This is a genomic window from Streptomyces sp. NPDC048185, from assembly GCF_043202495.1.
Classification (GTDB): domain Bacteria; phylum Actinomycetota; class Actinomycetes; order Streptomycetales; family Streptomycetaceae; genus Streptomyces.
In genome coordinates this window covers 176,865-201,026 of sequence record NZ_JBIDAN010000001.1, presented here as the reverse complement: position 1 = coordinate 201,026, position 24,162 = coordinate 176,865, and the positions used below count along the sequence as shown (strand labels likewise).

Below are 24,162 nucleotides of genomic sequence, written 5' to 3'. Positions count from 1 at the left end.
TCCACTGCACATCACGAGCGGCGCACGAGTGACACAGGGGGAAAGGCGATGACGGCCGAGCTGGTGCGGGGGCAGAACCACCCGCTTCCCCAGGCCCGTCTGGAGATTCGGGTCTCGGCCGGCACGCCGGTGGTGGCCGCGGCCACGCTCGGCGACGAGAACGGGACGGTCCACGGGGCCGAGTGGGTGGCCCATCCGGGCACTCCCGCGCTGCCCGGACTGGAGGTCTCCCGGCAGGCAGCGGCCGACCACCGGCTCGCGGTGGACCTGGACGCCGTTCCCGACGCCGTGCACCGGGTCAGTGTGCTGCTCGCCCTCGCCGCGGCCCACGCGGCCGGCCCGACCCGCTTCGGCGCCGTCGCCGCTCCCTTCGTCGCCGTCACCGGCCTCGACGGGACCGAGGTCGCCAGCTACACCATCACCGGCCTGGAGGCCGAGTCGGCCGTCGTCGCGCTGGAGCTCTACCGCAGGCAGGGCGCCTGGAAGGTGCGCGCCGTCGGCCAGGGATACGCGGGCGGTCTCGCCGAACTCCTCGCCGACCAGGGCCTGCCGCAGGCCCACCGGCTCGCCGGCACGGTCCAGGAGGCGGTGGCCGGCGGCCTGGCCCGCTCGGTACCCGCGCACACGGCGGACGGTGACCGCGCCCGGCAGACCACCGCCCCGGCGCTCGGCCCGGACCACGCGGCCGGCGCCCCCCAGGGGACGCCCCAGGGCGTGCCCGGACCCGTGCCGGCGGCGTCCCCCTACGACCCCCAGGGCACCGGCGGCCCGCAGACGCCCGGCGGACCGATCGACTACAGCCACCCGCGCCGGCAGCACGCGGCTCCGCCCGCACCCGCGCCGACCGCGCCCCCGGCCGCACCCGGGCAGCCCGCACAGCCCGTCGCGGGCGACGCCACCGGCTGGTCGATGGACGAGCGGCTGTACAACCAGGTGTGGGGCATGTTCGAGGACCTGGCCCGCACCGCGGCCGCGTACCGCAGCGCCGTCGACTTCGCCGAGTCGCGCATGGACAAGGAGATCGACCAGGCCCTGTCCGACCCGCGCAGCCGCATCGGCGGGCAGGGCGACGCCGCGCGCGAGGCCGCCCGCGCCCGGCACGCCCAGCTCGTGGCCCAGGCCCGGGAGGCCCTCGACCGGGACCTCGCCCAGCTCGCGGCCGAGGCCGAGGTCGTCGAGCCCGCCCTCCCGGCGGCCTACGCCCGCTGGGACAACCCCGTCTGGCACGCCTACCGCGTGCCCATGGAGATCCCGATGGCGGTGCGGCTGGGCGACCTCCGCCTGCCCGAGGCCGACCGCATCCGCATACCGATGCTCGTCCGGCTGCCGCTGGAGCGGGGCCTGTGGATCGACAGCGGGCGTTCCGGCTCGCCCGACGGTTCCTTCGCCGACTCCCACGAGACGGGACGCCTGGCCCTGGAGACGGCGGTCGCGCACGCGGCCCGGCTGCTCGCCGTCTACCCGGCGGGCGAGTTCACCGTCCACGTCATCGACCCGGCCGGAGCGGGTGCGCAGGCCCTGGCGCCGCTGGTGCACACCGGGGTGCTCGCCGCCCCGCCGGCCCAGGGGGCCGCGGGGACCGCGGACGTGCTCGCCCGGCTCACCCAGCGCGTCGACCTGGTGCAGATGGCGCTGCGCGGTGGGGCGGCCGACGCCCTGCCCCCCGGCCTCGACACGTCCCAGCAGCTTCTGATCGTCAACGACTTCCCGCACGGCTTCGACGACCGGGCCGTGAACCAGCTGCGCTACCTCGCCGACGAGGGCCCGGCCGTCGGTGTGCACCTGATGCTGGTCGCCGACCGCGAGGAGTCCGCGGGTTACGGACCGCTGCTCGACCCGCTGTGGCGGTCGCTGCTGCGTCTGACCCCGGTGGCCGACGACCATCTGGCCGACCCGTGGGTCGGCCACGCCTGGACGTACGAGCCCTCGCTCGTGCCGCCGGGAAGCCAGGTGCTCCAGCAGGTGCTCACCATGGTCGCCGCGGCCCGTCGTTCGTGGAACCGGTGAGCCGGCGCCTGCACCAAGTCCACGTAAAGCCACGCTGAACTGCTGCTTTGGCTTTTCCTTTACCTCTCTCTTTACCTTCCCTTGGTGATTGGGGTACTGTTTTTCGTACGGAGGGGAGTACTCCCTGCCAACTGCGGCGTACCCGTCAATACGGATCAGGCCAGATCCCGGGGCGTCGGCCCGTGGGCTCCGGACGCGCATCGCGCACCGGGCGCCCGGGGTGGAAGAGACCTCCGGCAGCGACGACGCTGACATCTGCCGTGTGACGTACTGCCGGAGGCGTAAGTGGAAGTTTCCGTGACCCTGTGGGTCCTGACCATCGTGGGCCTCGCGGCCCTCATCGCGGTCGATTTCTTCATCGGCCGCAAGCCGCACGACGTGTCGGTCAAGGAAGCCGGGATCTGGACGGTCGTCTGGATCGCGCTGGCGGGTCTCTTCGGACTCGGGCTCCTCGTCTTCGGCGGCGGCCAGCCCGCCGGCGAGTTCTTCGCGGGCTTCATCACCGAGAAGTCCCTGAGCGTCGACAACCTCTTCGTCTTCGTGCTGATCATGTCGAAGTTCGCGGTGCCCTCGCAGTACCAGCAGCGGGTGCTCCTCGTGGGTGTCCTCATCGCCCTGGTCCTCAGGGCCGTGTTCATCGCCGCCGGTGCCGCGATCCTCGCCAGCTTCTCGTGGGTCTTCTACCTCTTCGGTGCCTTCCTGATCTGGACCGCCTGGAAGCTCATCCAGGAGGCCCGGGCCGAGGAGGAGGACGAGGAGTTCGAGGAGAACAAGCTGCTCAAGGCCGCCGAGCGCCGGTTCGGTGTCGCCGACCGGTACCACGGCACCAAGCTGTGGATCCAGGAGAACGGCAAGCGCGTCATGACCCCGATGCTGGTCGTGATGCTCGCGATCGGCACCACCGACGTCCTCTTCGCCCTCGACTCCATCCCGGCGATCTTCGGCCTGACCCAGGACCCGTACATCGTGTTCACAGCCAACGCGTTCGCCCTGATGGGTCTGCGGCAGCTGTACTTCCTCATCGGCGGCCTGCTGAAGAAGCTGGTCCACCTCTCGTACGGCCTGTCGATCATCCTGGGCTTCATCGGCGTGAAGCTGGTGCTGCACGCTCTGCACGAGTCCGGGGTCCACGTCCCCGAGATCAGCATCCCGGTCTCGCTCGGCGTGATCTGCTCGGTCCTGATCGTCACCACGATCACCAGCCTCCGGGCCTCCCGGAAGCAGGCGGAGGAGGCGGCTGCCCGGGACGCGGCGAAGCACGACGTCGAGGCCTGACCCGCGTACCGCCCGACGGGCGTCCGGGCACCACCGGGAGCGGCGAGCGGCGCGGAGCCGTCCGCCGCTCCCGGCGCCGTGACGCGGGCCGGGCGAGGGGCCCCGGGTGCAGGACTCGGCGGTGTTCCCCGTCCGTGTGACCGGGAGTGCGGGGTCCGTTCGCCTCTGCGACGATCGCTGCATGATCACTCGGCCCAGGGCGCTCCTCGCACAGTGGACGACCGTCACGCCTGTGGTCGCGGTCGTGCTGCTGGGCCTCACCTGGGGGCGCGACCTGCCCGGCTTCGTCGTGGCGCTGCTGACCGTCGTCCTCGCGGTGTCCGTCCTGGCCGCGGTGCACCACGCGGAGGTGGTCGCCCACCGGGTCGGTGAGCCCTTCGGCTCCCTCATGCTCGCCATCGCCGTCACCGTCATCGAGGTCGCCCTGATCGTCACCCTGATGGCGGACGGCGGTGACAAGAGCGCGACGCTCGCCAGGGACACCGTCTTCGCGGCCGTGATGATCACGTGCAACGGCGTCGTCGGGCTCAGCCTGCTCGTCGCCTCCCTGCGCCACGGCACGGCGGTGTTCAACCCGGAGGGCACCGGCGCCGCCCTCGCCACGGTGGCGACCCTGGCCACGCTCAGCCTGGTGCTGCCGACGTTCACGACCAGCGCGCCGGGCCCGGAGTTCTCCACCGTCCAGCTGACCTTCGCGGCGCTGTCCTCGCTGATCCTCTACGGGCTGTTCATCACCACCCTCACCGTGCGGCACCGCGACTACTTCCTCCCCATCACCCGGCAGGGCGAGGTGATCACCGTCGAGGACCACGCGAACGCACCGTCGGCCCGTACCGCACTGCTCAGCCTGGGACTGCTGGCGCTGGCTCTGATCGGCGTCGTCGGGCTGGCGAAAGGGGTGTCGCCCACCATCGAGGACGGGGTGGCAGCGGCAGGACTCCACCACGCCGTCGTCGGCGTGATCATCGCTCTGCTGGTCCTCCTCCCCGAGACCATCGCCGCCCTGCGCACCGCCCGCCGCGACCGGGTGCAGACCAGCCTGAACCTCGCGCTCGGTTCCGCGATGGCCAGCATCGGCCTGACCATCCCGGCCGTCGCCCTGGCCTCCGTCTGGCTCTCCGGGCCGCTGGTCCTGGGTCTCGGCCCCACCCACATGGTGCTGCTCGCGCTGACCGTGGTCGTGGCCTCCCTCACGGTCGTGCCGGGGCGCGCGACCCCCCTCCAGGGAGGCGTCCACCTGGTGCTGTTCGCGGCGTACCTGGAACTCGCGATCAACCCGTAGCCGGCAAGGCGCCCACCGTGCGGACCGGTGCGCCCGGCCGAGGGCTCGGACGCACAGATGATCATCGGTCTGCGCGGAGGCTACGGGCGCCGACACCGCCGGCGCACCGTGATAGACCGGGGCGAGCGCCGGTCAGTCAAGGACCGCCGCCCCTCGAACGGACCGGAGGAAACCGTGCCCCGCACCCTGGCCAACGCCCCGATCATGATCCTCAACGGGCCCAACCTGAACCTGCTCGGCCAGCGACAGCCGGAGATCTACGGGTCCGACACCCTCGCCGACGTCGAGGCCCTGTGCGTCAAGGCCGCCACGGCACACGGCGGCACGGTCGACTTCCGCCAGTCCAACCACGAGGGCGAACTGGTCGACTGGATCCACGAGGCACGGCTGAACCACTGCGGGATCGTGATCAACCCTGCCGCCTACTCGCACACGTCCGTCGCGATCCTGGACGCGCTCAACACCTGCGACGGGCTGCCCGTGGTGGAGGTCCACATCTCCAACATCCACCAGCGGGAATCGTTCCGGCACCACTCCTACGTCTCGCAGCGCGCCGACGGAGTCATCGCGGGCTGCGGTGTGCAGGGATACGCGTTCGGCGTGGAGCGGGTCGCGGCGCTGGCGGGGACGGGGCGGGCCGACACCTGACGGGACGGGGCCGCCGGCCGAGGGCGGGACGGGAAGACCGGCGGCCCGCGCCGCCCAGGAGCCGTCGTCCTGTGCGGGCGGCCACCAGTGGACCGCGCCTCCCCGCACGCCGGCAGCGCGCGGGGAGGGCCGACCGTGGTGAACGGTTCACACGGGGCGCGTACCGGGGTTCACCACCCGCGCGCGTGCCACTCCGGCAGGTGCGGGCGCTCCGCGCCCAGCGTGGTGTCGTTGCCGTGTCCCGGGTAGACCCACGTCTCGTCCGGGAGGACGTCGAAGACCTTGGTCTCGACATCGTGGATCAGGCTCGCGAACGCCTTCGGGTCCTTGAAGGTGTTGCCCACGCCGCCGGGGAAGAGGCAGTCCCCGGTGAACACGTGCGGATGCCCGTGCGGGTCGTCGTAGACGAGGACGATCGAGCCCGGTGTGTGCCCCACCAGGTGGCGCGCGGTGAGTTCCACCTGCCCGACCCGGATGGTGTCCCCGTCGTCGACCGGCACGTCGGTGGGGACGGGGATGCCCTCGGCGTCGTGCCGGCCCGCGTGGGTACGGGCGCCGGTGGCCGCGACGACCTCGGCGAGCGCCTGCCAGTGGTCGCCGTGCCGGTGGGTGGTGACGACGGAGGCGATGCCGTCGTCACCGATCGTGCCGATCAGCGTGTGCGCGTCGTTCGCGGCGTCGATCAGCAACTGCTCGTCGGTGGCCCGGCAGCGCAGCAGATAGGCGTTGTTGTCCATCGGGCCGACCGCGACCTTGGTGATCATCAGGTCCTTGAGCTCGTGCACCTGGGCGGGGCCGCCGACCCGCACCTCTCCGCTGTAGGTCATGACGGCCAGCCTAGCGCCGGGAGGCGGTCCGCAACCGCCTCCCCGGGCTACAGCGGCGGCAGCGCGGGCAGCGGGCCCCCGTCCACGGTCAGCGCGGTTCCCTCGCGCCGTCCGGCGAGCCAGCCCAGCAGGTCGGCGGGGGCCCCGGTGACGGTGATCTCCCGTCCGCCGTCCTCGCGGCCCGTGCGCCACGCGCGCGTGCCGTCCGTGAGACGCGTGGGCGGCACATCGGGATTGCCGGTGAAACGGGCGGCCAGGAACGCGGTCTCCCGCTCGGTGAACTCCTCCGGGACGTCCTCCAGCTCGTAACCGATGCCGAGGTCCACGTGGTGCAGCTCCACCTCGGCCCAGCGCCGGAAGGGCACCCGGGACGCCGAGTCGGTGATCCCGTTGCGCAGCGTGACCGTGCGCGACCAGTCGGCGGGGACGGCGCCCGCCTCCTGGAAGCGGGCAGCGCTCTCGCGCACGTCCGCGAGCTGCGCGGCCAGGGGGCGTGGGGCGTCCCGCTCGATGTCGGCGTCCCGGGCCTCGGCGGAGACGTACATGGGGCGGCCCTCGAGAACGTTCACGAGGGCGTCCGCGTTGCGGGCGAGGTGGGCGAGGACATGGCCACGGGTCCAGCCGGGAAGCCGTGACTGGTCCGTCACGCCCGCGTTGTCCAGTTTGCCGACCGCGTTCAGCAGCCGTTCGGTGGCGTCCTGTACAGACGCCAGGTCACGCGCGTGATCAATCATGCAGCCGACCCTAGACCGCACCACACGTTCGGGTGAAGGCGGCGGACGACGCCCGCAAATCGAATGCACGTGCTATATGGTCGGGTGCGGCGTCGGGCATGCTGGGAAGTCGGGGTTTGTTGACAACCGGTGAATCCGACCGGCGTTGTCAGTGGCTCCCCCTAGTCTGAGAAGGACGGGGGCCCCGCCCCTGTCACTTCTCTCAAGAAAGGTGCGGACCGGCGTGGCCGACCGTCTCATCGTCCGTGGCGCGCGCGAGCACAATCTGAAGAACGTCTCGCTCGACCTGCCTCGTGACGCGCTCATCGTCTTCACGGGCCTGTCCGGGTCGGGCAAGTCCTCCCTGGCCTTCGACACGATCTTCGCCGAGGGCCAGCGTCGCTACGTGGAGTCGCTCTCCTCGTACGCCCGCCAGTTCCTCGGCCAGATGGACAAGCCGGACGTCGACTTCATCGAGGGCCTCTCCCCGGCGGTCTCCATCGACCAGAAGTCGACCTCGCGCAACCCGCGCTCCACGGTCGGCACCATCACCGAGGTCTACGACTACCTGCGCCTGCTCTTCGCCCGCATCGGCAAGCCGCACTGCCCCGAGTGTTCCCGGCCGATCTCGCGCCAGTCGCCCCAGGCCATCGTCGACAAGGTGCTGGAGCTGCCCGAGGGCAGCCGCTTCCAGGTGCTGTCGCCGCTGGTGCGTGAGCGCAAGGGCGAGTTCGTCGACCTCTTCTCCGACCTGCAGACCAAGGGCTACTCCCGCGCGCGGGTCGACGGCGAGACCGTGCAGCTCTCCCAGCCGCCCACGCTGAAGAAGCAGGAGAAGCACACCATCGAGGTGGTCGTCGACCGCCTCACGGTGAAGGACTCCGCCAAGCGCCGCCTCACCGACTCCGTCGAGACCGCGCTCGGCCTGTCGGGCGGCATGGTCGTGCTCGACTTCGTCGACCTCCCCGAGGACGACCCCGAGCGCGAGCGCATGTACTCCGAGCACCTGTACTGCCCGTACGACGACCTGTCCTTCGAGGAGCTGGAGCCCCGCTCCTTCTCCTTCAACTCGCCCTTCGGCGCCTGCCCCGACTGCTCCGGCATCGGCACGCGCATGGAGGTCGACCCGGAGCTGATCGTCCCGGACCCGGACAAGTCCCTGGACGAGGGCGCCATCCACCCCTGGTCGCACGGGCACACCAAGGACTACTTCGCCCGCCTGATCGGCGCCCTCGCGGACGCGCTGGGCTTCCGCACGGACATCCCCTTCGCGGGACTGCCGCTGCGCGCCCGCAAGGCCCTGCTCAACGGGCACAAGACCCAGGTCGAGGTCCGCTACCGCAACCGGTACGGGCGTGAGCGCCGGTACACCACGGCGTTCGAGGGTGCCGTCCCCTTCGTCAAGCGCCGGCACAGCGAGTCCGAGAGCGACGCCAGCCGCGAGCGCTTCGAGGGCTACATGCGCGAGGTGCCCTGCCCCACCTGTGAGGGCACCCGCCTGAAGCCGCTCGTCCTGGCCGTCACCGTCATGGGCAAGTCGATCGCCGAGGTCTCGGCGATGTCCATCAGCGACTGCGCCGACTTCCTCGGCGAGCTCAAGCTCACCGCCCGGGACAAGAAGATCGCCGAGCGCGTGCTGAAGGAGGTCAACGAGCGGCTGCGCTTCCTGGTCGACGTCGGCCTGGACTACCTCTCGCTGAACCGCGCGGCCGGCACCCTGTCCGGCGGCGAGGCCCAGCGCATCCGCCTGGCCACCCAGATCGGCTCCGGACTCGTCGGCGTGCTGTACGTCCTCGACGAGCCGTCCATCGGCCTGCACCAGCGCGACAACCACCGGCTGATCGAGACCCTCGTCCGCCTCCGCGACATGGGCAACACGCTCATCGTCGTCGAGCACGACGAGGACACCATCAAGGTCGCCGACTGGATCGTCGACATCGGCCCCGGCGCCGGCGAGCACGGCGGCAAGGTGGTGCACAGCGGCTCCGTCAAGGAGCTGCTCGACAACGCCGAGTCGCAGACCGGCCTGTACCTGTCCGGCAAAAAGGCCATCCCGCTGCCCGACGTACGCCGCCCGCAGGACCCGTCCCGCCGGCTCACCGTGCACGGTGCCCGCGAGAACAACCTGCAGGACATCGACGTGTCCTTCCCGCTGGGCGTCTTCACGGCCGTCACCGGCGTCTCCGGCTCCGGCAAGTCGACGCTGGTCAACGACATCCTCTACACCCACCTCGCGCGGGAACTGAACGGTGCCCGCAGCGTGCCCGGACGGCACACGCGCGTGGACGGCGACGACCTCGTCGACAAGGTCGTGCACGTCGACCAGTCGCCCATCGGCCGCACCCCGCGGTCCAACCCGGCGACGTACACCGGCGTCTTCGACCACATCCGCAAGCTGTTCGCCGAGACGACCGAGGCGAAGGTCCGCGGCTACATGCCCGGCCGGTTCTCCTTCAACGTCAAGGGCGGCCGCTGCGAGAACTGCGCGGGCGACGGCACGATCAAGATCGAGATGAACTTCCTCCCGGACGTCTACGTCCCGTGCGAGGTCTGCCACGGTGCCCGGTACAACCGGGAGACCCTGGAGGTCCACTACAAGGGCAAGTCCATCGCCGACGTCCTGAACATGCCGATCGAGGAGGCGACCGACTTCTTCGAGGCGGTCCCCGCCATCGCCCGGCACATGAAGACGCTCAAGGACGTCGGTCTCGGCTACGTCCGGCTCGGCCAGTCCGCCACCACCCTGTCCGGCGGTGAGGCGCAGCGGGTGAAGCTCGCCAGCGAGCTGCAGCGCCGCTCCACCGGCCGTACGGTCTACGTCCTGGACGAGCCGACCACCGGTCTGCACTTCGAGGACATCAGCAAGCTGCTGACCGTCCTGTCCGGCCTGGTCGACAAGGGCAACACGGTCATCGTCATCGAGCACAACCTCGACGTGATCAAGACGGCCGACTGGGTCGTCGACATGGGCCCCGAGGGCGGCGCCGGCGGTGGTCTGGTGGTCGCCGAGGGAACGCCGGAGCAGATCGCCGCCGTTCCGTCCAGCCACACCGGCAAGTTCCTCAGGGACATCCTCGGCGCCGACCGGGTCAGCGACGCGATCCCGGCACAGGCCACGCGCAGGGCGGCCAAGACGGTGGCGGCCAAGGCCACCACCAGGAAGACGGCCACCAAGAAGGTCGGCGCCACCACGGCGAAGACCACGGCCGACAGCGCGGCGAAGGCGGCCAAGGCCACCAAGCCGGCCGCGAAGAAGGCGACGCGCGCGCGCAAGGCCTGACCGGCCCGGCGGGCACCCGAAGGCCCACGCAGGGGTCCGCCGGCACACGGACGCGGGGGGGGGGCCCGGGGGGGCCGGGGGGGGGGGGGCGGGGGGGGGGCGGGGGGGGGGCGGCGCGCCCGCGCCCCCCGCGCCGGTGGTGCCCCCCCCCCGCGGGGCGCCGGCGGCCCCCCCCCCCCCCCCGCGGCCCCCCCCCCGCGTCCGTGCGTCCGGCGCTCAGGCGCCCGCCGGCTCCACGAACTGCATGTCGAGCTGGATCTTCACCACCTCCCCGAGCAGCCCCGGAGCGAAGTCCAGCCCGAACTCGCTGCGCCGGATCTCACCCGTCGCCTCGAACCCGGCGTGCCGGCTGCCGTCCATCGGCACGTCGACCAGGCCGCCGAACTCCACGGCGAGCGTCACCGGCCGGGTCACGTCCCCGATCGTCAGCTCGCCCTCCATGACCCAGTCGTCGCCCTCGCCCGACACCCGGGTCGAGCGGTAGGTCATCGTCGGACGCTTCTCCACGTCGAGCAGATCGGCGGAGCGCACGTGCGCGTCCCGGTCGGTGTTCCCCGTGTCGACGGAGGCCAGGTCGATCGTCGCGGTCACCCGGACGTCCCCGGCCGTCTCCCCGACGAAGAGGCCGGCCTCCACACCGTTGAAGCGGCCCCGCACCTTGGCGATGCCGAGGTGGCGAACGGTGAAGTTCACGGCGGAGTGGAACGGGTCGAGAGCCCACTGGCCGGGAGCGATCGGCAGGGGAGTGGTGGCTGCGGTGGCGGTGTCGTTCGTCATGCCGACCACCCTGCGGGCCCCGCGCCCCGGGAGGGAGACCGGCGCGAGCGTGGTAGTGGCAGGGCCACCCTCATCACCGCGCGGGTTGGTACGTTCCCCGGGTGAGCGACAACGAGTTGGGCACGTTCCTGCGCAGCTGGCGCGAGTCCGTCGGCCCCGCCGAGGTGGGGCTGCCCGCCGGTCCCCGGCGCCGCACGCCCGGCCTGCGCCGCGCCGAACTGGCGACGCTCGCCGGCGTCAGCGTCGAGTACCTCACCCGGCTGGAACAGGGGCGCGACCGCCACCCGTCCGCCCAGGTGCTCGGCGCCCTCGCGGACGCGCTGAACCTGTCCCTGAGCAACCGGATGGTGCTGCGCCGGCTGACCAAGGAGGCCGACGGCGGCGACCCGCTGCTGTGCGCGGCGGCCCCGCCGCTCGCCCGAGAGGCGCGGCCCACCGTGCGGGCCGTCCTGGACCGGCTGGAGCCCGCACCCGCCGCGGTGCTGAACTGGATCGGCGACGTCCTCGCGCACACGTCCGGCTACGCCCGGCTCACCGGCCCGCTCGGCCTGCTCGACGCTGAGCATCCCAACCTGCTACGCCACCTGTTCACCGACGAGCGCGCCCGCGACGCCTACCCCGAGTGGGACCGCGTCGCCGACGACCTGGTCGCCCGGCTCCGGCACAACGCCCCGCTGAGGGACCCGTACGTCGCCGAGCTGGCCGACGAGCTGACGGTGACGGCCGGCGCGGAGTTCACCGACCGCTTCGCCGACCTGGCCCTGACCCCGCGACGGGTCGGCACGCAGCGCGTCCGGCACCCGGAAGCCGGTCCGCTGAGCCTGCTGCACGAGACGCTCGCCCTCCCCGAGGACGGCCAGTGGATCGTCGTGCACCTGCCCGCGGACGACGCCACGGCAGCCGCCCTGGACCGCCTCGACGGCCGTCGCCCCGGCGCCCTGCGTGCCGTACGGCCGGCCGGCTGAGGCCGGCGGTCCGTCAGCGAGCCAGCTCGCGGGCGTACGGGGGTTCCGCGCCCGCGCGGGAACAGGTGACCGCCGCCGCGCGGGCGGCGAAGCCCAGCAGGTCCGCCCAGCCGTCGGGCCCCAGCCCGGCCACCGCGTGCTCGTCGAGCGCGTCCCGCACCGCTAGGCCGTGCAGCAGTGCCGCGTTCACCGTGTCGCCCGCGCCGATGGTGTCCACCACCTCGACCCGCTCACCCGGCACGGCGTACTCGCCCCCGTCGTGGGTGAACGCCGTCAGCCCGTCACCGCCGCGGGTGATCACCACCGCCGCCGGACCGGCCGCCAGCCACTCCCGGGGGGTGCCGCCGAGCCACTCGGCGTCCTCCGCCGACAGCTTCAGCAGCGACACGGACGGGAGCCAGCTCTTGAACCGGGCCCGGTAGGCGTCCGGGTCCGGAATCAGACCCGCGCGGATGTTCGGGTCGAGTGCCGTGAACACGCCCCGGGCCGCCGTCTCGCGCAGCAGTTCCTCGTACGCGCTCGCCCCCGGCTCCAGCACCAGCGAACAGGTGCCGAAGGACACCGCCCGGGTGCCCGGCGGCAGCGCGGACGGCACCGTGAACAGCCGGTCCGCGCTGCCCTCCACGTAGAAGGAGTACGCGGCAGAGCCGTCCGCGCCGACCGTGGCCACGGCGAGCGTCGTCGGCTCGGTCCCGCGCTGCACCGGCGACACGTCCACGCCGGTCTCGCGCAACCGGTCCAGCAGCGCCTCGCCGAAGGCGTCGTACGACACGCGGGAGCAGAAGGCGGCGGGGGAGCCGAGGCGGCCCAGCGCGACGGCGGTGTTGTACGGTCCGCCGCCGAGCGCCGGGCGCAGCGCCGCGAGGGCACCCGTGCCCTGCGGTACCAGGTCGATCAGTGCCTCACCGGCGACGACGATCACGGGAGGGTCCTTTCGTGGTCCGGTTCGGGAAGGTGCCGGGGCTGCTCCGGGCAGCCGCAGGAGGTGCGGTGGACGAAGGTGCAGGGCAGCCGCACGGTCCGCGCCGGCCGGTCCGGCGCGGCCAGCCGTTCCAGCAGCAGCCGGACGGCCTGGGCGCCGACGTCCCTGCTGGGCTGCGCGACGGCGGTCAGGCGCGGTGCGAACAGGTCCGCCCAGGGGAAGTCGTCGAAGCAGCACAACGCGAGATCGCCGGGCACGGACAGGTCCCGGTCCCGCAGGGCGCGCAGCGCACCGATGGTCATCGCGTTGTTGGCGGTGACCAGCGCGGTGGGTGGCGCCGCGAGGGACAGCAGGGCCGCCGTGGCCCGTTCGCCGCCGGCCGCGTCGGAGTCGCCGTGCACCACGAGCCGCTCGTCGTACGGCAGCCCGGCGGCGGTGAGGCCGTCCCGGTACCCGGTGATCCGCTCGTGCGTCGTGCTGAACCCCGGCCGCCCGGCGACGAGGGCGATCCGCCGGTGACCGAGCCCGGCGAGATGGCCGACCAGACCGGAGGTGGGCCCGGCGCTCTCCGCGCACACCTGGTCGAAGCGCGGGCCGCCGTTCTCCGGAGCCTCGACGGCCCGGTCGAGGAACACGGCGGGCACCCGGTGCCGGCCCAGGTAGGCGAGGAGTGCGCCGGGGTCGGCGGAGGGCGCGACGATCATGCCGTCCACACGCCGTTCGTGCAGCAGCCGCACGACCGTGAGTTCGTGCCCGGGGTCGTCGTGCGGGTCGGCGATGAGCAGGCTGTAGCCGTGTTCCAGGGCCTCGGCCTCGACGCCCTGGAGGATCTCCGTGAAGTAGGGATTGCTGATCGCCGACACCGCGAGCCCGAGGGAACGGGTCCGGGAGGTCACCAGTGAGCGGGCGAGGGTGTTCGGGGTGTAGCCGAGCTCCTCGACGGCGTTCAGCACGGCCTCGCGGGTGTGCGGCAGCACGGGACGGGTGTCGTTGAGCACGTGCGAGACCGTCGCCACGGAGACCCCGGCGCGCCGCGCGACGTCGGCCATGGTTGCCACCGGTGCGCTCCCTCCGTCGTACGCCTGCCGTGGTTCCCGGTTCGTGCCGCCGGGGAGCGTATCCCGTCCAGCGGCGGACGTAAACGCTTGCGCAATCGTTTACGCCGATGAACGCGAGGCGCCGTTCGTACGACCCCACCCGGACGGACGCCGGGCACAGCCGGATATCGTCGCCCTGCACGCCCCCGACCAGTGGAGATCCCATGCCCGGCCGCCCCGTTCCGAGCCGTCGTACCGTCCTGCGCTCGGCGGCCCTCACGCCCGTCGCCGGGCTCGGTCTGACCGCCTGCTCACCGGGTGACGACGGCGCGGCCGCGCAGCCGACCGCGCCCGTCGACCTCGGCGCCGACGACGCCGTCGCCAAGGGCGACGCCACGCTCTACCGGGACCAGAACGTGGTGGTGAGCCGCGCGGAGGACGGGTCGCTGAAGGCCTACAGCACGATCTGCACGCACGCGGGCTGCCCGATCAAGAAGCTGGAGGGCACCAAGCTCGTCTGCCCCTGCCACGGCAGCGAGTTCGACGCCCGCACCGGCGAGGTGCTGCACGCCCCGGCGACCGAGGCCCTCATGCAACTGCGGGTCGACGTGCGGCAGGGCAGGATCGTCGCGACCCCCGGAGCCTGACCGCGCCGGATCAGGGGTGCCCGCTCACTCCCAGTCCCACGCGATCCCCAGCATGCCCGGCCGTACCCGCGCCTCCACGAGGTGCACCGAGTGGTGCGGCCCGCTCATGGCCAGCTCCCGCCGGCCGCCCCGCGGCGCCGCCGCCGAGTGCTGCGTGAACCGCCGGCAGCGCAGGGGCGGGGCCACCGTGTCGAACCCCACCTCGAGGGCGTACTGCCCGCCCGCCGCGCCGAACGCGCGGACGTACTCGTGGGACACGCCCGCGGTGCCGTCCTCGACGCCGTACCGGAAGAGGTAGGTGTCCCCGGCCCGCAGACGGGTGTCGAAGAGCAGCTCCGTCACCAGCACGCCGGTGTCCTGGTGGATGCGCACGCGCCCCGTACGGCAGTTCTCCAGCGCGTGGACGGCCATCCGCGCAGGGGCGCACCCCGGGTCGCCGTGGTGGACGGCGACGAAGCGGTCGACGCCGTCCCGGTGGGCGCGGACGATGCGGTGCGACTCGCGCCCCGCCAGCTCGCGCCGGGCGCCGATCCGGACCCGCTCGTGGTGCCCGAGGGTGTGCAGCCCGTCGTCCGCCGACGGGTGGCCGAGCTCGCCCAGCAGCCGGTCCAGGACGCCCGAGGCCTCGACGCGGGCCCGGTAGGAGCGCACCGCGGGCCGGTGGGCCGACGTGGGCTCGTCGGTCTCGGCGAGCAGGCGGATCAGCGACTCCTCCGGCAGCTGGAGTATCTCCTCCAGGGCCCGCACGGCCCGCAGCGACTCGGGACGCTGCGGGCGCCGGGCGCCCTGCTGCCAGTAGCTCAGGCTCGTGACGCCCACCGTCACCCCGTGCCGCGACAGATGGTGCTGGACGCGCTGCAGCGGCAGTCCGCGAGCGGCGATCGCGGCGCGCAGGGCGACGTGGAACGGGCCGCCGCGCAGGACCGAGTCGAGTTCCGCGGTGTCCTTGCCCGAGGGGGCGGCGCCCGAGGGGTCGGCGCCCGCGGTGACGACGTCCGCGATGTCGGCGTCCGCGTGCTGTGTGGCGTGCGGCATGCAGGGGCCTTTCTGTGAAGGTTCACAACGGCTGGTCGGACCGTTCGGCGCGGATCCGCGGGGCCCGCCCCCTGTCGCGGCGCAGGGGGGATCTCCACGTCCGTACGCCGCGCTTCAGGGCCCCGAGTTCCCCCGCATTGAAGCGTGTTGACCTAGTCCCGACAACACCTGAAGCCGGTCCGCGGCACACTCCTGGCCGAGAACGAACCGGCCCCCACCCCCGGCGCCACCGCGCGTGACCGACCGGCCCCGGACGGTCCCCGGGCGACCCCCGACGGGCTCCGGGCGGCCTGCCGCGGCGCCCCGCCGCCGGTTGTCCACAGGGGCCCGCGCCCGTCGTCCACAGGGCCGCCGGACTGTCGGTCCGCGCCAGTAGGGTGTGAGTCATGGCCGACCCCTCCAGCTACCGCCCCAGGCCGGGAGAGATCCCGGACTCCCCGGGGGTGTACAGGTTCCGTGACGAGCACCGCCGGGTGATCTACGTCGGAAAGGCGAAGAGCCTGCGCCAGCGCCTGGCGAACTACTTCCAGGACCTGGCGAACCTCCACCCCCGCACCCGCAGCATGGTCACCACCGCCGCGTCGGTGGAGTGGACGGTGGTGTCCACGGAGGTCGAGGCACTGCAGCTGGAGTACTCCTGGATCAAGGAGTACGACCCCCGGTTCAACGTCAAGTACCGCGACGACAAGAGCTACCCCTACCTCGCGGTGACGATGAACGAGCAGTTCCCGCGCGTGCAGGTGATGCGCGGCCACAAGAAGAAGGGCGTGCGCTACTTCGGGCCGTACACGCACGCCTGGGCGATCCGCGACACGGTCGACCTGCTGCTGCGCGTCTTCCCGGTGCGCACCTGCTCGGCCGGTGTCTTCAAGAACGCGGCCCGCACCGGCCGCCCCTGCCTGCTCGGCTACATCGGCAAGTGCTCCGCGCCCTGCGTCGGCCGGATCTCTCCCGACGACCACTGGGACCTGGCCGACGAGTTCTGCGACTTCATGGCCGGCCGCACGGGCACGTACCTGCGCCGCCTGGAGCGGCAGATGGCCGAGGCGGCCGAGGACATGGAGTACGAGCGGGCGGCCCGCCTGCGCGACGACATAGGCGCCCTGAAGAAGGCCATGGAGAAGAGCGCGGTCGTGCTCGCCGACGCCACCGACGCGGACCTGATCGCCGTCGCCGAGGACGAGCTGGAGGCGGCCGTCCAGATCTTCCACGTGCGCGGCGGACGCGTGCGCGGACAGCGCGGCTGGGTCACCGACAAGGTGGAGGACATCACCACCGGCGCCCTCGTCGAGCACGCGCTCCAGCAGCTCTACGGCGAGGAGAGGGGCGACGCCGTCCCCAAGGAGGTCCTGGTCCCGGCCCTGCCCGACCCGGTGGAGCCGGTGCAGCAGTGGCTCACCGACCGCCGCGGCTCGGGCGTGTCCCTGCGCATCCCGCAGCGCGGCGACAAGAAGGCGCTCATGGAGACCGTCCAGCGCAACGCCCAGCAGACGCTCGTGCTGCACAAGACCAAGCGCGCCTCCGACCTGACCACGCGCTCGCGCGCCCTGGAGGAGATCGCCGAGGCCCTCGGCCTGGACAGCGCCCCGCTGCGCATCGAGTGCTACGACATCTCCCACCTCCAGGGGGACGACGTGGTGGCCTCCATGGTCGTCTTCGAGGACGGACTGGCCCGGAAGAGCGAATACCGCCGGTTCCAGATCAAGGGCTTCGAGGGACAGGACGACGTCCGTTCCATGCACGAGGTCATCACCCGGCGCTTCCGGCGCTACCTCGCCGAGAAGGAGCGCACCGGCGAGTGGGCGGACGGCGACGACGTCCTGGACGGCGAGCCGCTCAAGGACGAGGACGGCCGCCCGAAGCGCTTCGCCTACCCGCCCCAGCTCGTCGTCGTCGACGGCGGGCAGCCGCAGGTCGCCGCGGCCCAGCGGGCCCTGGACGAGCTCGGCATCGACGACATCGCCGTGTGCGGCCTCGCCAAGCGGCTGGAGGAGGTCTGGCTGCCCCGCGAGGACGACCCGGTCGTGCTGCCCCGCACCAGCGAGGGCCTGTACCTGCTCCAGCGGGTCCGAGACGAGGCCCACCGCTTCGCGATCACCTATCAGCGCGCCAAACGCGCCAAGCGCTTCCGGTCGAGCCCCCTGGACGACGTGCCCGGTCTGGGCCAGACCCGCAAGCAGGCGCTGATCAAGCACTTCGGTTCGGTGAAGAAGCTGCGGTCGGCGACGATCGACCAGATCTGCGAGGTGCCCGGCATAGGCCGCAAGACGGCCGAGACGGTCGCCGTGGCCCTCGCCCGGGCGATCCCGGCCGCGCCCGCCGTGAACACGGCGACCGGAGAGATCATGGAAGACGACGACGGGGCACCCGGGACGACGGAGGATGCCCTGGGGGAGCCCGTACCCGCGGGCACCCCGGACGAACGACGGGGGCAGGAGAGATGACCGAGCACGACACACAGCCCGCAGCGGGACGAGAACAGACCCAGGCCACGGCCGGCGAGGGCGTGGGCCCGCAGACGGCCCGGCCCGACGGACGTCAGGACGACGGAGCACAGGTGAGTACGGCCCAGGAGTCAGCCGGGGCGCACGAGGCGGCCATCCCCGAGCTGGTGATCATCTCCGGCATGTCCGGGGCCGGCCGCTCGACGGCCGCCAAATGCCTGGAGGACCTGGGCTGGTTCGTCGTCGACAACCTGCCGCCCGCACTGATCCCCACCATGGTCGAGCTGGGCGCACGCTCGCAGGGCAATGTGGCGCGGATCGCCGTGGTCGTGGACGTCCGCGGCCGGCGCTTCTTCGACAACCTGCGCGAGTCCCTCGCCGACCTCGACGCCCGCGGCGTCACCCGGCGGATCGTCTTCCTGGAGTCCTCCGAGGAGGCGCTGGTGCGCCGCTTCGAGTCGGTGCGCCGCCCGCACCCCCTCCAGGGCGACGGCCGCATCGTCGACGGCATCGCCGCCGAGCGGCAGCTGCTGCGCGAGCTGCGCGGCGACGCCGACCTGGTGATCGACACCTCCAGCCTCAACGTGCACGAGCTGCGCGCCAAGATGGACGCCCAATTCGCCGGGGAGGAGGAGCCCGAGCTGCGGGCCACCGTCATGTCCTTCGGGTTCAAGTACGGCCTGCCGGTCGACGCCGACCTGGTCGTGGACATGCGCTTCCTGCCCAACCCGCACTGGGTCCCGGAGCTGCGCCCGTTCACCGGCCTGAACGAGGAGGTGTCGTCGTACGTCCTCAACCAGCCCGGCGCCAAGGAGTTCCTCGACCGCTATGCCGAGCTGCTCCAGCTGATCGCCGCGGGTTACCGTCGTGAGGGCAAGCGCTATGTGACCGTCGCCGTCGGCTGCACCGGCGGCAAGCACCGGTCCGTGGCCATGTCGGAGAAGCTCGCCGCGCGGCTCGCTGCCGAGGGCGTGGAGACGGTGGTCGTCCACCGGGACATGGGACGGGAATGACACGACGTACTCCGCGGCTGAGCAGGCTGCGCCGGGTGGTGCCCGAGGGGCGCGGCGGCAGACCCGCCGACGCCCGCGCGGGCCGGCCCGAGCAGGCACGCGGCGGCAAACCGCGCCGCCGGGGCGCGCAACCCAAGGTCGTCGCCCTCGGCGGCGGCATGGGCCTGTCCGCCTCGCTCGCCGCACTGCGCCGGATCACCGGCGACCTGACCGCCGTCGTCACCGTGGCCGACGACGGCGGCTCCAGCGGGCGGCTCCGCGACGAGCTGGGCGTCCTGCCGCCCGGCGACCTGCGCAAGGCGCTGGCCGCGCTGTGCGGCGACGACGACTGGGGCCAGACCTGGGCCCGTGTCATCCAGCACCGTTTCCAGTCCCAGGGCGACCTGCACGAACACGCGGTCGGCAATCTGCTGATCGTCGCCCTGTGGGAGCAGCTCGGCGACCACGTCCAGGCCCTGGACCTGGTCGGCAAGCTGCTCGGCGCGCACGGGCGCGTGCTGCCCATGTCCGCCGTCCCGCTGGAGCTCCAGGCCCTGGTCAGGGGCCACGACCCGGAGCGGCCGGAGGAGGTCGACACCGTACGGGGCCAGGCCACCGTCGCCCTCACCCCCGGCGAGGTGCAGTCCGTGCACCTGGTGCCGAACGACCCGCCCGCCGTCCCCGAGGCGGTCGAGGCCGTCCTGGACGCGGACTGGGTGGTGCTCGGCCCCGGCTCCTGGTTCTCCTCGGTCATTCCGCACCTGCTCGTGCCCGACCTGCTGGACGCCCTGGTCGAGACGAAGGCGCGCCGGGTGCTCTCCCTGAACCTCGCCCCGCAGCCCGGAGAAACCGAGGGCTTCTCCCCGCAGCGTCATTTGGAGGTTTTGGGACGACACGCCCCTAAACTCGCCCTGGACGTGGTGCTGGCCGACGAGGCCGCCGTGCCCGACCGTGACTCGCTCGCCGACGCCGCGAAACGGTTCGGCGCCGCGGTCGAACTCGCTCCGGTCGCCCGGACCGACGGGACCCCGAGGCACGACCCGGAGCTGCTGGCCGCCGCGTACGACCGTATTTTTCGGATGCATGGAAGGATCGGCCCATGGCGATGACGGCAGCGGTGAAGGATGAGATCTCCCGGCTTCCCGTCACCCGGACCTGCTGCAGGAAGGCGGAGGTCTCCGCCGTTCTGCGGTTCGCCGGCGGCCTTCACCTGGTGAGCGGGCGCATCGTGATCGAGGCGGAGCTGGACACCGCGATGGCGGCCCGCCGGCTCAAGCGGGACATCCTGGAGATCTTCGGACACAGCTCCGAGCTGATCGTGATGGCGCCGGGCGGGCTGCGCCGCGGCTCGCGCTACGTCGTACGGGTGGTCGCGGGCGGTGACCAGCTGGCCCGCCAGACCGGCCTGGTGGACGGCCGGGGCCGGCCGATCCGCGGCCTGCCTCCGCAGGTGGTCTCGGGGGCCACCTGCGACGCCGAGGCCGCCTGGCGCGGGGCCTTCCTGGCGCACGGCTCGCTCACCGAGCCCGGCCGCTCCTCCTCCCTCGAGGTGACCTGCCCGGGTCCGGAGGCCGCGCTGGCCCTGGTCGGCGCCGCCCGCCGGCTGTCGATCGCGGCCAAGGCCCGTGAGGTGCGCGGCGTGGACCGGGTCGTCGTCCGCGACGGCGACGCGATCGGCGCGCTGCTCACCCGGCTCGGCGCCCACGAGTCGGTGCTGGCCTGGGAGGAACGGCGGATGCGCCGCGAGGTGCGGGCCACCGCCAACCGCCTCGCCAACTTCGACGACGCCAACCTGCGCCGCTCGGCCCGCGCGGCCGTCGCCGCCGGTGCCCGGGTCCAGCGGGCCCTGGAGATCCTCGCCGACGACGTGCCCGAGCACCTCGCCGCCGCCGGCCGGCTGCGCATGGAGCACAAGCAGGCCTCGCTGGAGGAGCTGGGCGCCCTCGCCGACCCGCCGCTGACCAAGGACGCCGTCGCCGGCCGCATCCGCCGCCTGCTGGCCATGGCCGACAAGCGGGCCTCGGACCTCGGCATCCCGGGCACGGAGGCCAACCTCGGCGAGGAGCTCGCCGACAACCTCGTCGGCTGACCGCGGCACGGCCGACCGCCTCCGCACCGACCGCCCGCGCACGCACGGGCGTCGGCGCACGGGCGCTCGCGGGCGTTCCTGCGCGAACGGGTCGTCAAACAGCCGGTGCCGGCACCCACTTGGGTGACCGGTACCGGCTTCCGCGTGTCCTTACCGCGCTCTTGACTCGATCATGAGGTGTCATGAGCCTGGCATCTGTTCGCTGCTGTGGCGGACCCACGCTAGGGGGGTTCATGAGACGAAGAGCGAGATCGATCCTCGCCGTCGGCGCGCTCCTGATCGGCGGAGTGAGCTTCGCACCCATCGCCCAGGCACGACCCGCGGATCCGGGAACCCCGGACGCGGACGAAGTGAAGGTCTTCCGCGCCGACGTCACCCAGCAGCAGGTGCCCCTGCTGCTGGCCGCCGGGCAGGACGGCCACGAACTCGGCGAGCAGGTTCCCGACCGGGGAACGGCCACCGTCGAGGTCTACCTCACCGACCGGCAGGCCCAGACGCTGGAGAAGAAGGGCGTCGACCTCACCGAGCACACCCTCTCGGCCCGGACCGCGGACCGCGTCGAGGCCGCGGCCGACGGCGTCTTCCGGCCGTACAGCGGCGGTGGCGGCCTGGAGGAGGAGATCCTCCGCACCGCCCAGCAGAACCCCGGCCTCACCAAGGTCGTCTCCATCGGCAAGACGGTCAGGGGCCAGGACATCCTGGCGCTCAAGCTCACCAAGAACGCCAAGAAGTCGAAGGACGGCTCCAAGCCCTCCGTCCTCTACATGTCCAACCAGCACGCACGTGAGTGGATCACCCCGGAGATGACCCGGCGGCTGATGCACCACTATCTGGACAACTACACGAAGGACCGGCGGATCAAGAAGATCGTCGACTCCACCGAACTGTGGTTCGTCCTGTCGGCCAACCCCGACGGCTACGACTACACGTTCCAGGACCCGGCGAACCGCCTGTGGCGCAAGAACCTGCGCGACGTCAACGGCGACGGTGCCATCAGCACCGGCGACGGCGTCGACCTCAACCGCAACTTCGCCTACAAGTGGGGCTACGACGACGAGGGGTCGTCGCCCAACCCCACCAGCGAGACCTACCGCGGGGCGAGCCCCGCCTCCGAGCCCGAGACGAAGGCGCTGGACGCCTTCCAGAAGCGGATCGGCTTCACGTACGGCATCAACTACCACTCCGCCGCCGAACTCCTCCTCTACGGCCTCGGCTGGCAGGTGGCCACGAACACCCCGGACGACGTCCTCTACCGGGCGCTCGCCGGCACGCCGGACAACTCCGCGATCCCCGGCTACCACCCGCAGGTCTCGTCGGAGCTGTACACCACCAACGGTGAGGCGGACGGTCACGCGGCCAACGTCAACGGCATGGCGATGTTCACCCCCGAGATGTCGACCTGCCAGACCGCGTCCGCCGTGGACCCCGACGACCAGTGGAACGCGCGCGACTGCCAGTCCGGCTTCAACTTCCCGGACGACGAGAAGCTGATCCAGCAGGAGTTCGCCAAGAACATCCCGTTCGCGCTCTCCGTCGCCGAGACCGCCGCCCACCCCGACCGGCCGTCCTCCTCGGTCGGCCTGGACGCCGCCGACTTCACCCCGGCCCCCTTCACCACCTCGTACTCGCGCGGCGCCGACCAGGAGGTCTCGGTCGTCGTCCGCAAGGCGGTGCGCGACAAGGAACTGAAGTACCGCGTCAACGGCGGCCGCACCCGCGACATGGCACTCAAGCCGTGGCAGGGCGGCGAGACGTACGGCGGGGAGGACAACCTCTACTTCGACGAGTACCGGGCCAAGGTCAAGGACGGTGTCCCGGGCGACAAGGTCGAGGTCTGGTTCACCGGCGAGACGCGGCAGGGCAAGAAGGTCTCCAGCGAGCACTTCACGTACACGATCGCCCAGCGGCCCCGCGCGGACGTCCTCGTCGTCGCCGAGGAGGGCGCCGCGGCCACGCAGACGCAGACCTACGTGGACGCGCTCGAGGCGAGCGGCCGGCGGGCCGCCGTGTGGGACGTCGCCACCCAGGGCGCTCCCGACGCGCTCGGCGTCCTCGGCCACTTCGACACCGTCGTCCACTACACCGGTGCGGCGACCCCGGGCAACGCCACCCAGCTCCAGCTGCGCGCCTTCCTCAACGAGGGCGGCCGGCTGATCGAGGCGGGGGAGCGGGCGGGCGGCAGCGTCGACCTCGGCGACGGCACCCCGTCCGACGACTTCAGCCAGTACTACCTGGGCGCCTACACCCGCACGTCGACCTCCGGCGCCACCGGCTTCACCGGCTCCGGCAAGCTCGCCGGAACCACCGGCGCGCTCGGCGGGGCCCCCGGCAACCCGCTGGACACCGCCGGAACCTACAGCGTGACCTCGGACGAGCTGGACCCCGCGACCTACCCGCAGTTCGCGAGCGCGGGCGCCGGCGAGTTCTCCGGCACAGTGAACCCGTACGGGCCCTACGCGGGCGACTGGATGGCGGCCGCCGTCCACACCGACGACGCCTACAAGCGCCTCACCCGTACCGTCGACCTCACCGGTGTCACCGCCGCCGACCGGCCCACGCTGCGCACCCAGCTGCTGTGGGACACCGAGCGCGGCTACGACCACGCCCTGGTCGAGGCCCACGTCACCGGCGCCGGCGACTGGACCACGCTCCCGGAGAACGGCGGCGCCACGAGCACCGCCGTGCCCGCCGAGTGCGCGGCCGGCTTCTACCTCGCCGACCACCCCTGGCTGGAGCACTACCTGACCCTGTCCGACGACGGCTGCACCGCTGCCGGCACGACCGGGCAGTGGAACAGCCTCACCGGCTCCTCCGGCGGCTGGAAGCAGGTCGAGTTCGACCTGAGCGCCTACGCCGGGAAGTCCGTCGAGCTGTCCCTCGCCTACGTCACCGACCCCGGCAGCGGCGGACGCGGCGTCCTCGCCGACGAGGCCTCGCTGGTCGTCGGCGGCACGGCGACCGGGACCGAGGGCTTCGAGACCTCGCTCGGCGCCTGGCAGGTCTCCGGGCCGCCCGCGGGCAGCCCCGCCGTCCTGAAGGACTGGGCCCGCACCGGCACCCTGTTCCAGACCTACGGCGCGGTCACCACGGACGACACCGTGCTGCTGGGCTTCGGCCTGGAGCACCTCACCGCGCCGGCCGACCGGGCCGCGCTCGTCCGGCAGGCGCTGCGTGCCCTGGACGAGTGACAACGCGGTCCCCGGGAACTGACACCGTGTAGCG

Annotated in this window: 18 protein-coding genes; 12 read left to right on the top strand and 6 right to left on the bottom strand. The window is 72.5% G+C overall.

Annotated elements, in window-relative coordinates; genetic code table 11:
* Positions 1-48: 48 nt before the first annotated feature.
* The 4 genes from ACGF3H_RS00945 (at position 49) to aroQ (ending at position 5,212) form a co-directional block, all read left to right on the top strand.
* Complete coding sequence (locus ACGF3H_RS00945; protein ID WP_362495355.1) at positions 49-2,007, top strand: TerD family protein; 1,959 nt, start codon at positions 49-51, stop codon at positions 2,005-2,007.
* Positions 2,008-2,292: 285 nt separating this feature from the next.
* Positions 2,293-3,282 carry a TerC family protein gene (locus ACGF3H_RS00940; protein ID WP_362495358.1) on the top strand — a complete coding sequence of 330 codons (990 nt, stop codon included), beginning with the start codon at positions 2,293-2,295 and terminating at the stop codon, positions 3,280-3,282.
* A gap of 181 nt (positions 3,283-3,463) precedes the next feature.
* Positions 3,464-4,564: an ionic transporter y4hA gene (locus ACGF3H_RS00935; protein ID WP_362495360.1), complete on the top strand. Its 1,101-nt coding sequence runs from the start codon at positions 3,464-3,466 to the stop codon at positions 4,562-4,564.
* Positions 4,565-4,738: 174 nt separating this feature from the next.
* Positions 4,739-5,212: a type II 3-dehydroquinate dehydratase gene (gene aroQ, locus ACGF3H_RS00930; RefSeq protein WP_362495363.1), complete on the top strand. Its 474-nt coding sequence runs from the start codon at positions 4,739-4,741 to the stop codon at positions 5,210-5,212.
* A 170-nt stretch (positions 5,213-5,382) separates the two neighbouring features.
* On the opposite strand, the gene ACGF3H_RS00925 is transcribed toward aroQ, so the two are convergent.
* Positions 5,383-6,039 (bottom strand): MBL fold metallo-hydrolase, encoded by a 657-nt coding sequence (locus ACGF3H_RS00925; RefSeq protein ID WP_362495365.1) that lies wholly within the window; start codon positions 6,037-6,039, stop codon positions 5,383-5,385.
* A gap of 47 nt (positions 6,040-6,086) precedes the next feature.
* On the bottom strand, positions 6,087-6,773 hold the full coding sequence (locus tag ACGF3H_RS00920; RefSeq protein ID WP_362495367.1) for a maleylpyruvate isomerase family mycothiol-dependent enzyme: 687 nt from the start codon (positions 6,771-6,773) through the stop codon (positions 6,087-6,089).
* 223 nt (positions 6,774-6,996) lie between these two features.
* On the opposite strand from ACGF3H_RS00920, the gene uvrA reads away from it, so the two are divergent.
* Positions 6,997-10,032 carry an excinuclease ABC subunit UvrA gene (uvrA, locus tag ACGF3H_RS00915; RefSeq protein ID WP_362495370.1) on the top strand — a complete coding sequence of 1,012 codons (3,036 nt, stop codon included), beginning with the start codon at positions 6,997-6,999 and terminating at the stop codon, positions 10,030-10,032.
* 216 nt (positions 10,033-10,248) lie between these two features.
* Here the strand turns inward: uvrA and ACGF3H_RS00910 are convergent, their stop codons facing one another.
* Complete coding sequence (locus ACGF3H_RS00910; RefSeq protein WP_362495373.1) at positions 10,249-10,809, bottom strand: YceI family protein; 561 nt, start codon at positions 10,807-10,809, stop codon at positions 10,249-10,251.
* 101 nt (positions 10,810-10,910) lie between these two features.
* On the opposite strand from ACGF3H_RS00910, the gene ACGF3H_RS00905 reads away from it, so the two are divergent.
* The gene (locus tag ACGF3H_RS00905) at positions 10,911-11,774 is read left to right on the top strand and encodes a helix-turn-helix domain-containing protein (protein ID WP_362495376.1); all 864 of its coding nucleotides are present in this window, start codon (positions 10,911-10,913) and stop codon (positions 11,772-11,774) included.
* A 13-nt stretch (positions 11,775-11,787) separates the two neighbouring features.
* Here ACGF3H_RS00905 and ACGF3H_RS00900 read toward each other — a convergent pair whose 3' ends face one another.
* A complete protein-coding gene (locus tag ACGF3H_RS00900) occupies positions 11,788-12,696 on the bottom strand; it encodes a carbohydrate kinase (RefSeq protein ID WP_362495379.1) in 909 nt (302 codons plus the stop codon).
* Positions 12,693-13,754: a LacI family DNA-binding transcriptional regulator gene (locus ACGF3H_RS00895; protein WP_362495381.1), complete on the bottom strand. Its 1,062-nt coding sequence runs from the start codon at positions 13,752-13,754 to the stop codon at positions 12,693-12,695. Before ACGF3H_RS00895 ends, ACGF3H_RS00900 begins: the two co-directional genes overlap by 4 nt.
* A gap of 203 nt (positions 13,755-13,957) precedes the next feature.
* On the opposite strand from ACGF3H_RS00895, the gene ACGF3H_RS00890 reads away from it, so the two are divergent.
* Entirely contained in the window at positions 13,958-14,380 is a 423-nt protein-coding gene (locus ACGF3H_RS00890; RefSeq protein WP_362495384.1) for a Rieske (2Fe-2S) protein, read from the top strand.
* 24 nt (positions 14,381-14,404) lie between these two features.
* Here ACGF3H_RS00890 and ACGF3H_RS00885 read toward each other — a convergent pair whose 3' ends face one another.
* On the bottom strand, positions 14,405-15,415 hold the full coding sequence (locus ACGF3H_RS00885) for a hypothetical protein (protein WP_362495387.1): 1,011 nt from the start codon (positions 15,413-15,415) through the stop codon (positions 14,405-14,407).
* Positions 15,416-15,801: 386 nt separating this feature from the next.
* On the opposite strand from ACGF3H_RS00885, the gene uvrC reads away from it, so the two are divergent.
* From uvrC to ACGF3H_RS00860, 5 genes are all read left to right on the top strand, one after another.
* Positions 15,802-17,859, top strand: a complete 2,058-nt coding sequence (uvrC, locus tag ACGF3H_RS00880) for an excinuclease ABC subunit UvrC (RefSeq protein ID WP_362495389.1) — start codon at positions 15,802-15,804, stop codon at positions 17,857-17,859.
* On the top strand, positions 17,856-18,872 hold the full coding sequence (gene rapZ / locus ACGF3H_RS00875) for an RNase adapter RapZ (protein WP_362495391.1): 1,017 nt from the start codon (positions 17,856-17,858) through the stop codon (positions 18,870-18,872). The genes uvrC and rapZ overlap by 4 nt, the downstream gene beginning before the upstream one ends.
* Positions 18,869-19,960 (top strand): uridine diphosphate-N-acetylglucosamine-binding protein YvcK, encoded by a 1,092-nt coding sequence (gene yvcK, locus ACGF3H_RS00870; protein ID WP_362495393.1) that lies wholly within the window; start codon positions 18,869-18,871, stop codon positions 19,958-19,960. The genes rapZ and yvcK overlap by 4 nt, the downstream gene beginning before the upstream one ends.
* Complete coding sequence (whiA, locus tag ACGF3H_RS00865; protein ID WP_077798688.1) at positions 19,951-20,940, top strand: DNA-binding protein WhiA; 990 nt, start codon at positions 19,951-19,953, stop codon at positions 20,938-20,940. Before yvcK ends, whiA begins: the two co-directional genes overlap by 10 nt.
* A 233-nt stretch (positions 20,941-21,173) precedes the next feature.
* Positions 21,174-24,128 carry a M14 family zinc carboxypeptidase gene (locus ACGF3H_RS00860; RefSeq protein WP_362495396.1) on the top strand — a complete coding sequence of 985 codons (2,955 nt, stop codon included), beginning with the start codon at positions 21,174-21,176 and terminating at the stop codon, positions 24,126-24,128.
* Positions 24,129-24,162: the final 34 nt, after the last annotated feature.